This window comes from Bilifractor sp. LCP21S3_F8, assembly GCF_052117805.1.
Taxonomy (GTDB): domain Bacteria; phylum Bacillota; class Clostridia; order Lachnospirales; family Lachnospiraceae; genus Bilifractor.
Genome location: NZ_JBQKIK010000003.1, coordinates 17,082 through 29,464, shown reverse-complemented (window position 1 = coordinate 29,464; position 12,383 = coordinate 17,082). Strand labels below are relative to the sequence as shown.

At 50.9% G+C, this 12,383-nt stretch carries 11 protein-coding genes; all 11 read right to left on the bottom strand.

The window, feature by feature from the left end:
* Positions 1-282: 282 nt before the first annotated feature.
* On the bottom strand, positions 283-891 hold the full coding sequence (locus ACTQ3A_RS02240) for a hypothetical protein (protein ID WP_441099112.1): 609 nt from the start codon (positions 889-891) through the stop codon (positions 283-285).
* Positions 892-1,184: 293 nt separating this feature from the next.
* Complete coding sequence (locus ACTQ3A_RS02235; protein ID WP_441099113.1) at positions 1,185-1,820, bottom strand: phosphoesterase; 636 nt, start codon at positions 1,818-1,820, stop codon at positions 1,185-1,187.
* 132 nt (positions 1,821-1,952) lie between these two features.
* On the bottom strand, positions 1,953-2,861 hold the full coding sequence (locus tag ACTQ3A_RS02230; protein WP_441099114.1) for a hypothetical protein: 909 nt from the start codon (positions 2,859-2,861) through the stop codon (positions 1,953-1,955).
* Positions 2,862-2,997: 136 nt separating this feature from the next.
* Complete coding sequence (locus ACTQ3A_RS02225; RefSeq protein WP_441099115.1) at positions 2,998-4,899, bottom strand: RyR domain-containing protein; 1,902 nt, start codon at positions 4,897-4,899, stop codon at positions 2,998-3,000.
* A 136-nt stretch (positions 4,900-5,035) separates the two neighbouring features.
* Positions 5,036-5,797, bottom strand: coding sequence for an alpha/beta hydrolase family protein (locus ACTQ3A_RS02220; protein WP_441099116.1), 762 nt, complete (start codon positions 5,795-5,797; stop codon positions 5,036-5,038).
* A gap of 110 nt (positions 5,798-5,907) precedes the next feature.
* On the bottom strand, positions 5,908-6,699 hold the full coding sequence (locus ACTQ3A_RS02215; RefSeq protein ID WP_441493993.1) for a ZIP family metal transporter: 792 nt from the start codon (positions 6,697-6,699) through the stop codon (positions 5,908-5,910).
* A gap of 491 nt (positions 6,700-7,190) precedes the next feature.
* Entirely contained in the window at positions 7,191-7,709 is a 519-nt protein-coding gene (locus tag ACTQ3A_RS02210; protein ID WP_441099118.1) for a metallophosphoesterase family protein, read from the bottom strand.
* Positions 7,710-7,843: 134 nt separating this feature from the next.
* Entirely contained in the window at positions 7,844-8,782 is a 939-nt protein-coding gene (locus ACTQ3A_RS02205; protein ID WP_441493994.1) for a transketolase family protein, read from the bottom strand.
* Positions 8,770-9,621, bottom strand: a complete 852-nt coding sequence (locus ACTQ3A_RS02200) for a transketolase (RefSeq protein ID WP_441493995.1) — start codon at positions 9,619-9,621, stop codon at positions 8,770-8,772. The genes ACTQ3A_RS02205 and ACTQ3A_RS02200 overlap by 13 nt, the downstream gene beginning before the upstream one ends.
* Before the next feature lie 227 nt (positions 9,622-9,848).
* On the bottom strand, positions 9,849-10,505 hold the full coding sequence (gene fsa / locus ACTQ3A_RS02195) for a fructose-6-phosphate aldolase (protein ID WP_441099122.1): 657 nt from the start codon (positions 10,503-10,505) through the stop codon (positions 9,849-9,851).
* Between the two features lie 335 nt (positions 10,506-10,840).
* Positions 10,841-12,097 carry an ROK family protein gene (locus ACTQ3A_RS02190; RefSeq protein WP_441493996.1) on the bottom strand — a complete coding sequence of 419 codons (1,257 nt, stop codon included), beginning with the start codon at positions 12,095-12,097 and terminating at the stop codon, positions 10,841-10,843.
* Between the last annotated feature and the right edge of the window lie 286 nt (positions 12,098-12,383).

Here is a 12,383-nt window from a genome sequence, read left to right as displayed (position 1 = left end):
ATCGGACTTATATCTCAGAAGTATAGTCCGATTTCGGACATATGTCAAGGGCTGAGAAATAGAGAAGGATGGCCTGAAAAATAGAGAAAAACAGACCGCTACTGCATGGATTGTAGAAGAGAATGAAACAGAGGTGTGGAAAGCCGATGACTGAAAGTCAGGAGAAAAGCTGATGTGCAAACGATAGAAAAAGAGCCGCAGCAGACTGTGGCTCTTTTGATAAATCTGTTCAATTGCTGCGCAACAATCGATTTTCCCGATCCGGAGATCCTGCAAACCGGATCAGGACGCGCTGGTGTCGGTGCTGTCGGCATCTTCGTCTTCAAGCAGCGCACGATCCTCTGCCTTGATGTGCCGGTGCTCGGATACATGAAGAACACTGGTATCCAACGGAGTCAGCACATGGATTCTGTCGTTTTTCGCGATATCAAGATCCTTTACCTGAAGCTCTGTGTTGACCGGATAATCTGCAACATTGATGACAATATGATCAACAATATCTGCCGGATATGCTTCATATTCAATCTCATTGCAGTTGCTGGTGATGAATCCGTTCGCGTGATCCTCATTCTCCAGAATGATCTCGGCCTCACCTTTAACCTTTTCATCAGCCTGAAGCTGCTGGAAGGTCATATCAATATAATGATTGGTCAGAACGCTGAAATCCGCGCTCTTGATCATTGTCATATACTTTGTGCCATCGACATCGACAAGGGCCTTGCTTCCAACCGTGTGATGAAGCATGAACTGCTTTACGTTCTTCTCAGGAATCTGAAGGCTGATGGAGTGTTCCAGCTTTTTGCCGGAAATTGACCCGGTGATGAAGCCCTGTTTTCTCAGCTGTCTTCCCTTCTTGCTCATGTCTCTTGCGTTTGCCATTAATGTTTCCATACCTGTACCTCTTTCTCCGGGCCGCTTAACCCGGCTGAATCATGTATACGTCCGCTATGCGGGGCGCTGGACAGAAACATCGTATTACATCCTTATCGTCATCCCGCGAAAGATGAATGCGATTGTTGACTACGCCTTTTACTATACCGCAGTTGGCACGAAATGATTCACCAAAATTCACGGCGCAATTCAGGAAAAGATTCCCCTTGATTTTTACAGAAGAACACAGATATTTCACACTTTCAGAAAAGCTGCACAAGATGCGCTCCCGGAAAACTGCAAAAGTTCCGTTCTCAGAAAAACTGCAAAAGTTCCGCTCTTCTGCGGATCCATTCATCGAGCGTCAGGGGACGGTAATCAGAGTAGCCGCAGAAGCAGTTCACCAGGTTGCAGATCACCGGCTCCGCTCTTCCACCAGCTGTTGTGACGGTCACCTGCGCAGCCCTTCGCTCAAAATCATAGAGAAGTTCCGCCTCGCTGGTATCATGAACATGGCCGTGGAGCATAAAGGTCCTGAGATTTCCGTTTTTGTCCCTCATGTGATTCATGCCATAGAAGGGCATGGGATAATGACTGAGGATGACATTTCTCTCCGCATCACGAATTTCCGCGTAATGGCGGATCCATTCGAAACGTCCGCTGTCTATGTCAGGCCGGTCAAACCACTTCAGATCATGGTTGCCGATGATCAGATAAATTCTGCCATTCAGCCGGTGCAGCACTGCATTCAGCTTTTCAGGGTCACGACCGGTTCCGGACCAGGAAAACATGTCACCGATTACATAGATTTCATCATCACTTTTCACCGTATCGTTCCAGCGGCGGATCATACACTCGTTCATATCCTCTACGTTCCGGAACGGCCGGTGATCGAGCTGCAGCATGACGTCATCATCATAGAAATGCTGATCTGAGATATACCGTTTCATCAGGTACCTCCTTCCCGGAGAAATTCCATTTTTTTTACGCGAACAGTGAGCCGCAGCCGAGTGCGAAGTATTCGTGTGCGGCGAGCGTCGCGATAGCGAGATAAAACTCGCGCAGCGTGTTTTATCTCGTTGTCAGAGCCTGGTTTTCAGTGAGTTTTTCAGGTTAGTTCTTTCTTCCTTTGATTCCGCCAGCCGTTTATCGATCTCTTCACGCTGTTTCAGCAGTTCCTCATCGGAAAGCGTGCGGAGCATCAGATCATTCGCGATGTTCTTTACGCTGCTGCTGCGGTCTCTGTATTTTACACTGAAATATCCGATCACGCTGAAGGCGACCGCACCGATAAAATTGACGATGAGGTCCTTCATGGTATCGATGATTCCAATGTCAAGATAACCGCCGTTGATGGTGTAGGTCTTACCGTCCGCCGTGTCGATGATCGTCTTTGTGATGTGGGAGATCCTGACCGGTATCTGGGAGTGTGTCGGATCCAGAGTTACGGAACCGATGGTCTTTACAATAAAATCCTTCTGCATATCCAGGAAAAAAAGCTGATCCAGGGTAAATTCAACGAACTCCCAGATTACGCCAATCGTCATGGAAAAGCAGAAAGCGACAAGGGCGAGATACAAAGGTGAGAGGTTGAGCCTCCGGCTCTTCCGGTTCATGATATCAACGAGAGAAAACCCAATTGCCGCGCACAGAAATCCGTTCAGTGTGTGAAGCATCGTGTCCCAACCGGGTATCGCCGTGTAATAATGGTTTACCTCTCCCAGAATCTCTGCCGCGTAGATAAACAGATAGATGATGCCCTCAAAAAGAGGCGGTATTTCCAGCTTCAGCTTTTCCTCGAAAAATGATGGGAGCAGGAAAAGGATCAGCGACAGAAGACAGAGCGCGAAGCCTTCGTAATTCTGTGTCAGGAAGCACCGCACGGCAGTCAGAATGACAAGAATACGGAGCACCGTATACAGAAGAAAGGTTTTCCGGTCCAGACGGATTCTTTCACGAAGATATTTTGCCTTTTTCCAGATGTTTTTCATACCATTCACTCTTTCTGCGATGAAACGGCATCGTTCTGCCGTAAAAATCCGTCACTTTCTTGAATTCTTCCGATCATTGAAGTAATGAGGCAGCCATTTGTGCAGAGATGCCGTGGATCCCGGTCATGATCTGTTGTTACGGCTTAAACTTGCGGAAAAATTCGTACCCCATCCGGTTGATGTGCCGGATGTGACGAAGCAGAGTCCCCTCAATCGCATCACGCGCATCGATCGACAGGCTCTCATACTCCGCGAGTCGGGGAGAACGGAGCAGCTCGCGGTCTTCCACTTCGTCATAGCGCCAGCCGGCGGAAATCATCCTTATCCTCCATCCCTCATGGAGCAGCTGGCAGAGATACCGGAGATCTTCTCCCTCCGGCTCATGCAGCGTATCCGGCGCGTCCGGGATGATATGGCGGATACCGATTCTGGATCGGGGATCCATCAGATGCTCTCCCACGAAACGGATGATACTGCGGTAATTCTCTCTTCTGTCCTCCCCGACCAGATTCCAGTGGGGCGGTTCGGAAGCGTCTCCTGCCTCATCCTCATTACCGATCTCGTAGAGAGCTTTTGCGGTCGCCTCCATTCCGGCGCCGATGAACTGCTCGAACATGATCTTGTCGCGGAAATCACGAACATCGAGATGGATATCCAGCTGTTCACTGGGCGGAAGAGATGCCGGGGTGAATTTTTTCTCGCCGGAGAGTTTCGACATTGCCAGAATAAATTCCAGCGAACGGGAGCCGTGACGGTACTCCGACACCCTCAGAAGCGCTGAGAGAAGGCCTCGCGAGATATTGATCTGACCGGAATTCTCATCATAAATTGCGGGATATTTCCGGATGATCAGGTTGCGGAACAGCAGCGCTCTGCGAATGATGCTCGTCCGGTCGGTCGGGCTCGTAGGATTCGGTCCCTTGATATCGAGCATGCCCTTTAGGCGGCTTACGAAATCCGGTCCCTTCAGATTGCGGAATTCCGCCCGTTTTTCCTCGGTCTGCGGGAGAAATTCAGAGAATGAACCTGCGGTTCCGCCCGCGAACACGAAGACCGCCGCGTCAATCGTCATCGTCTTTTTCTTGAGTGTGTACTCACCATCCTGCATGGGCGCGAGGAAATATTTCAGCCATCCGCGCTCCATCCCCTCAAAGGTGGAGTCAAATTCATCAAAAAAGATCAGCGGGATGCTTCCGTCCTCCGATTCGGTGAGTTCCCGGTGCAGAGCGAGGAAAAGTGCCTCGGTCGTACGGAACTGGGAACAGTTGATGGTTGCGATCCGAAAGCGTCCGACACTCCCGGCGATCTCTTTGATACCGAAAGACTTTCCGGAACCGGGAGCGCCGAATACAGCGATGGACAGAGGCTGGATCGGAGCGGCGGACGTCCGGTGATCGTACTGGTAGGCATAATCCTGCATGAGTGCGCGGATTGTGCTGTAGCTGTCAATCTCAGATACATCAACGGTCTTCAATGCGCCACAGGAAAGCACCGGAACATTCTGGTACAGCTCCTGGGGACCGTTTACCACGATGTTCTTAGCCACAGTCAGGAAGCCGCCCCTGTGGAGAGCAGCGTACTCATCGAGGATACTGTATTTCTTGGCTCCCATCAGGAGAGAGCGTTCACTGTATACTGGAAGAAAGATACGGACCATCCGTCCCTCCTCCACTTGCTTCAGCATGTCGATATATACAGGATACAGCCGGGTATCCGGGCTGAGTGTCTGGTTTTCTGTCGTTCCCGGAGTAAAGAGGAAGGCCCAGACCCCGCTGTCGCGGACAAGGGCCCCTTCATTATCCAGAAGTACAACCATGTCCTGCCGCTCTTTCAGAGAACGCATGGATTCATTCAGATAGAGCTGCTGAAAAAATGCATTAATCGTATTTTCATAGGAGAGCCCGCGCCCGATCATAAAATCGAGCTGTCGCAGATGTTCCATCTGCAGAAGCGGGACCTTGTCCTCCGGAAATGCCGCGTTCAGAGACAGCCCCGGCCGGTATTGAGCGAAGCTCTCTTCCTCCAGTCGTATACTCATAGACTACCTGCTTTCTTTTACACCACCCGTACGCCTGACTTTTGAAAATCGTCTGTATTTTCGGGCAGCGCTGAATTGTCCAAAACCGCCGGAAGCGGCCTTTGTTTCCACGATCCCTTCCGGTATCGGAGCGTACTCATTGCTCCGGATGAAAGAAATCAATGATCTTTGAGATCGCGAGATCCATGATTCCGGGGTCTGAGAACGGATGATCTGCGTTTTCCATACGGATCAGTTCGATGACGTTGTCTTCCGCAAACTGACGGACAGTGTCAAAGGGGATGAACGCATCCTTTGTGCCCTGGAGGATCAGCATGTCATCGGCAAAATCGAAGTATTCTCTCTTCCGTACATCTGCCGCGCGGAGCTGATCAAAAAATTCCGAGGTGAGACGAATCTTTCGTGTATATCCTCTGACGATCTCCTTTCCGCGGTCCAGTTTCGTCTGCTCGTCCGGTGTGATGTCAGCCATCATGATATCATAGAGATTGATCGCGGGACAGCGCAGAGCAATCTTCCGGAAAGGATTGCCGTACTCTGTCAGATAGCGAAGCGTGATATACCCGCCAAGGCTGGTTCCGTATGCATACAGATTTTGAGCGTTCATTTCCTTTCGGGCGTAGTTTACGGCCAGATCAAAGTAGGTCACACATTCATCCGGGAGGAATCTGTTCAGGGAGTCCGCCCCGTGAGCAGGCCAGTCAAAGACAACGACTCCGAAATGCTTGTATTTCGAGATCAGTCTCTCCGCGAATTTCTCGGTCGCGCTGTTATCCTTATTGCCGCCAAACCCGTATGTCGCGATCACGATATCCGTCACGGAATGCGGGTCCTTTCCGCAGTAGTATTTACAGCGGATGCTGTATTTCTGTTCATTGATGTCAAAATTTTTAACCATGTCGGTATCCACTTCTTTCTGTCTCGTCAGTCCAGTGCCGTATCAGACGCCATTATCTCTCTGTCCTTTCAGCCCAGTGCCAAATTGATCTCGATCATCTCCCTGTCTTTTCAGCCCAGTGCCACATCAAGCGCCATCATCAAAGTGAAGCCCAGGGAAAACATGAGCACTCCGAGATTGGAGTGACTGCCTGCGGACATCTCGGGGATCAGCTCCTCCACAACCACATACATCATTGCTCCCGCCGCGAAGCTGAGCAGATAAGGCATGACAGGGACAAAGACAGAGGATGCGGCGATCACAAGTGCTGCGCCGACCGGTTCGACTGCTCCTGACAGAACACCTGCCGCAAAAGCCTTTCCCTTTCCCTTGCCCTGCGCGTGCAGAGGCATGGAAATGATAGCCCCCTCCGGAAAATTCTGGATGGCTATTCCCACGGATAAGGCGAGTGCGCTTCCTGCCGTTATCTCGGCAGATCCGGTGAGAAATCCGGCGATGACGATTCCGACCGCCATTCCCTCCGGAATGTTGTGAAGCGTAACGGCAAAAACCATCATGGTTGTTTTCGCAAGATGGCTTTTGGGGCCTTCGGCCTGTTCCGCGTTCAGGTGAAGATGTGGGATAACATGGTCCAGAAGCAGCAGAAATAGTGTTCCGAGCCAGAATCCGATGACGGCCGGCAGGAATCCAAGCTTCCCCCATGAGCTGCTCTGCTCCATAGAAGGAATCAAAAGACTCCAGACGGATGCGGCTGTCATAACTCCGGCGGCAAACCCGGTCAGCATCTTCTGAACCGGATTGCTAAGTTCTTTTTTCATGAAAAGGACGCAGCCGGATCCGAGAGCCGTTCCGGCAAACGGGATCAGCACGCCCTGAATGGCCTGTAGTGTCTGCGTGTTCAACGGATATCCTCCCTATTATTATGTAATGATATTGCTGCGTAATGATTGTTGTGTAATGTAATGCTGCAGCAGATTCTAAACTTGTAACTGCCTGTGGAGATGCACATAATAGGCAGAAATGCGTAATGTGATGCTGCAGCAGGTTCTGCACTTGTAACCGGACACGCCGTGAGACGGCTGTTTGTTTTCATCTTAAACGAAATCGCAGACACACACAAGGTATAAATAAATTTTACGCATGGAGGTGTAAATGAATTTCACACATGGAGGTGTAAATGAATTTCACACACGGAGATATAAATGAATTATACACACGGAGAAGATTGCATGCAGGGAATGGATGAAGGCGGCGCTCCCCCAAAAATAGAAAACGGCCTCTCTGATGATGCTTCTTGCCTTACGGCTTTCCGGAAAGTACCGGAATGCCACAAGGAAAGAAGCTAAATCAGAAAAGCCGCATGCATAAGGCAGTCAATCAAAAAGTTACATCGTTATCCGTCAATGATCTCTCCGTTCGTGAGTTTCAGGATAACTTTTTCGTCCTCCTGCCCTCCGGTGTGAAGGACGGCATAGGTTCCTTTCCTGTCGTATCGTCTGGATCTGGTCAGACTGCCCGGATTGATCAGAAGAACGCCTTTTTCTTTCCGGATCAGAGGAACATGCGTGTGACCGAAGCAGATGATATCCGCATGGTTCCGGATACCTGCTGCCGACAAAAAGTCCGTGTCGTCATTTACATAATGATGGTGACCATGAACAATCAGTATCGTATGATCGCCAACCTGCGAGGTCCGTTCTTCCGGAAATGCGGAGCGGAAATCGCAGTTCCCGCTTACGGCAAGGAGCCGGAACTCCGCACGATGCTTCAGAACGAGATCAAGGCTACACTGCGCGTCCCCGCAGTGAATGAGCACATCAAACGGCCATTCCGCCTCAATGATCTGATTCATGGGGAGAATATCGCCGTGATTGTCCGAAAAAATCAAAACCTTATTATTCGTCTTGTTCATGTCCGTTCCTCACAACATGTTTCTGTCATCCTGTTTCGCTGACGGTTCACTGCATGCCCAGATCCGCATCAGACCCACGCGCGGATACTGCCGGGACAATTTTCCTGCGTGCGCCGGTCAGCTCATCCTCCGCATCAAAGCCATGCACGGATCTGGCCATATACACCTTCTCCGTCGAGATGGTACTTGTGGAGAAGCTCCACAGCCGGTCCGGACTCGCCGAATACATCGTTGACGCCGATCCGGAGCACCGGAACCGGTGCCTTCGCCGAAAGTACCTCGCAGACCGCTCCGCCGAGTCCTCCGATCACAGAGTGTTCCTCCACGGTGACGACCCGCCCGGTCTTCTTCGCGGACGCAAGGATAAGCTCTTCATCCAGCGGCTTGATTGTGTGAATATTGATCACCTCGGCATCAATGCCATCCACCGCAAGCTTCTGTGCGGCCTCAAGCGCCGACTGCACTTCCAGTCCTGTCGCGACGATGGTCACATCCTTTCCCTCTCGAAGGGTGATGCCTTTTCCGATTTCAAACCGGTAGTCCGGTCTGTCGTTGATCACCGGAACCGCCAGGCGTCCGAACCGCAGATATACCGGTCCCTTGTACGCATATGCTGCCTCGACAGCCGCCCGCGCCTCAATGTCGTCCGACGGAACGATGACGGTCATCCCCGGGATCACGCGCATCAGCGCGATATCCTCCAGGCACTGGTGGGACGCTCCGTCTTCTCCGACAGAAATTCCAGCGTGTGTCGCGCCGATCTTTACATTCAGGTGGGGGTAGCCGATGGAGTTTCTGACCTGTTCATAGGCGCGTCCCGCCGCGAACATGGCAAAGCTGCTCGCGAACGGAACCATTCCCGCAGCGGCAAGTCCCGCCGCAACGGCCATCATGTTGCCCTCGGCAATTCCGCAGTCAATATGGCGCTCCGGGAAAGCCTTCTTAAAGATTCCTGTCTTGGTCGCTCCCGCAAGATCCGCGTCCAGAACCACCAGGTCGTCGTGCTTCTTTCCGAGCTCCACCAGAGCGTTTCCGTAGCTCTCCCGGGTGGCGATTTTCTTTACTTCTGACATAATGCTTCACCTGCTTTCTTCAGTTCTTCCATTGCCTGCGCGTACTCCTCGTCATTCGGTGCCTTGCCGTGCCAGCCGCAGTTGTTCTCCATATAGGAGACACCTTTTCCTTTCACGGTTCTGCAGATGATCGCCGTCGGCATGCCCTTGATCTGTGCTGCCTCGCGGAAAGCGGCGCGGAGCTGATCAAAGTCGTTTCCGTCCGCCACGGAGATGACGTGAAAACGGAAGGACTCAAACTTCCGGTCGAGCGGAAGGGGGGAATTGACCTCCTCCAGGGTTCCATCGATCTGGAGATTGTTGTAGTCCACAATTACAGTCAGGTTGTCCAGCTTCTTGTCGCCCGCGAACATCGCGGCCTCCCAGACCTCACCCTCCTCGCACTCACCATCTCCGAGCAGTGTGTATACATGATAGCTTTCTCCGGACAGCTTCGCTGCGAGTGCCATTCCACAGGCGACAGAAACACCCTGTCCGAGCGATCCCGTCGACATGTCCACACCTGGAGTGTCGTTCATGTTCGGATGTCCCTGCAGATAGGAACCCACATGGCGGAGGGTGACGAGATCCTCCTTCGGGAAGTAGCCCCTCTCCGCCAGAGCGGAATACAGTCCCGGCGCGCAGTGGCCTTTGGAGAGCACAAAGCGGTCACGGTCCGGCTTCTTCGGATCATGCGGGTCAATATTCTTCAGCTCCTCAAAATACAGATAGGTAAAAATATCCGCCGCTCCGAGAGACCCGCCCGGATGACCGGATTTCGCGGAATGTACGGCAGTTACGATGTCCTTGCGGACTTCATTTGCGATTTTCTGTAATTCCAGATTTTCCATTTCTTTCATTGTCTCCTGTAATAAATGTCATATGGCAGTGACAGCGATGTGGTAAAGATTATTTCCATCAAAAATACACGGTAACGGTAATGACCATCAGCCGGAAGCGACAAGGTCACTGCTGTTTCTGTACAAAAAAACAGCACCGTGACCCAATAGCCTGAATGATCACGGTGCGGCCCTGTGTGGGAATCCGAGACTGATTAAGTCTGTGGCACCAGGTATCTAATGTCTGCTTACTCTCCAAAGACAGCCTTGTAATCGTTCTGGAATTTTACAATTCCCTCATCGGTAAGCGGATGATGGATCATCTGCTTGATTACCTTAAACGGAACGGTTGCAATGTCTGCGCCCGCGAGTGCACAGTCCGTAATATGCATGGGGTTGCGGATCGATGCGCAGATAATCTGGGTGTCGATATCATCGGCAACAGCAAAGATGTCGGAAATCTCCTGGATCAAATCAACGCCTCTCGTGCTGATGTCATCCAGACGTCCCAGGAAGGGAGATACATATGTCGCGCCTGCTCTTGCGGCAAGAAGTGCCTGATTTGCCGTAAAGATCAGCGTGCAGTTTGTCTTGATTCCTTCCGAGTGAAGAACCTTGATCGCTTTCAGCCCCTCTGCTGTCATCGGGATTTTTACAACCATGTTCGGATGAATCGCGGCAATCTCCCGTCCTTCTTTGATCATTCCTTCCGCATCCGTTGTGGTAGCCTTTACCTCTCCGGAGATCGCTCCATCAACAATCGTGGTGATTTCCTTCAGAACCGTCTTGTAATCGCGGCCTTCCTTTGCGATCAGAGACGGGTTTGTGGTAACGCCGCAGATAACCCCCATGTCATTTGCCTCACGGATTTCATCTACATTTGCTGTGTCGATAAAGAATTTCATGATTAAGGTCCTCCTTAAAAATAAATGATATCACATCTTACATTGAAACCAATGAATGGATGAGCAAAGCTCTCAGAAGCCTGATGGCATATATCTTTGCTCAACATATAGATTAATTCGATTAATACATAAAGTCAATATTAAATTTCCCTGTGAGGCACGGGCAGTCCAAATCTTATACCGTTTGTCGCACGATTTGTCGCATGGTTGTTTGGTTTACAAAGATTACTGATCTTCCACATTCATGGTCCGTCACGATTTTACAGTGAAGGCTCACACGAATAAAGTCACGGGAATGCGGCAGCATCATATGCAACAGGCGCTGCCGGAATGGATCACTCGCCTTTCTTTTGCGTGTCACTGAAAAAATCAGCCGGATGACGGAAAATATCCGTGATTGCCACTATAGCAGCGCCATTCACCATCGAGTCATGTTCAACAACGGAAAGACTGATATTTGTGCTTTCGAAAATTGCCGGGATTGTGCGCTCCCGCACCCTCTGTCTCACCCTCTGAAGCATCAGGTCCGGCGCCACGTGGGACATTTCATCCCCCAGCATGAGGTATTTCGGATTAAAGCTGTTGATAATATTGACAACGCCGACCGCCAGACGATCGCAGCATTCCAGATAGACTGCTACGGCATCCGCATCTCCATCACGGACCAGTTCCGCTGCCTCCCGGAATGTCAACACTCTGTCTCTTTGCGGCGAACCGGAAGAGCTGTCTTCCGATGAACTGCGCCTGCGCATCCGCTCATTGACAAATTTTGTAAATGCAATCGATGAGCAGTAATTCTCGAGGCATCCTCTGTTGCCGCAGATGCATCTTGGCCCATTCATATCGATGGAGGTATGCCCGATTTCTCCGGCGGTGCCGATGCTTCCACGAACAAGCTCTCCGTCACTGATGATTCCGGCGCCGATGCCCTGCCCGGCAGCGACATAGACAAGGAGATCATTGTCCAGTTTGTCGCGATTATACCAGTACTGAGCAACAGCCGCCGCGTTTGCATTCTGTTCGATATAGATCGGAATGTGATACCGGTTTTTCAATTCCTGCTCAATCGGGACCTCATTCCAGCCGGATGCCCCCGTCATAAGCTCGATTCTCCGGGTTACCCTGTTATAGGGACCCGGAATTGCGACTCCGATTGCAAGGATCTTACGTCCCCCTGCCTCGTCAATGCATTGATCCACGGATGTTAACAGGTGGGAAAATACCTCCTTTGCGGACACTCCGGTGAAATCTTCAGATATACGGGAAAAAATCTCTTCTCCTGCAATGTTGAACAACCCGAATGAGTAGTTCTTCCTGGTGATCCGGATTCCGATGACACCGTATTCTTCCTTGTTCAAAGAAATGCCGATCGATCGACGCCCCTTCTCCCCGGTCAGAAAACCGACTTCTTTTACAATTCCCCACCGGATAAAGTCATTGATAATGTTCGTCACCGTGGCCTGCTTCAGACCGGAAAGCTTTGCGAGTGTAATCCTTGCGCACTCGCCCTCACTTCGTAGAAAATTCAGGAGAAGCTCCCTGTTCAAATCCTGGATGTTCGTCTGATTCATGCCTGTTCTCGCTACACTCATATCTCGTCCTCATGTCTGCCGATCCGGATCCGGCCCCCTGTTCAGAATGTGTTCCCGGACAACGTTCTTTTATCTGATTATAACACGGAAACGAATAACTTATAAGACGTAACTAAGTGAAAGATACCGGAAGAACCGGCAATAGGACTGAAAAATCCTTACCGCACATAGTTGGGGTGAACAGTAACCGGCAGGAAACGGCCTCGCGGTGAGAAACGGGAAGTAAGAGCCTCTGGCAAAACAACGGAAAGGAAACGGATGAAGTGATCCTCTGGTCAAACATGTT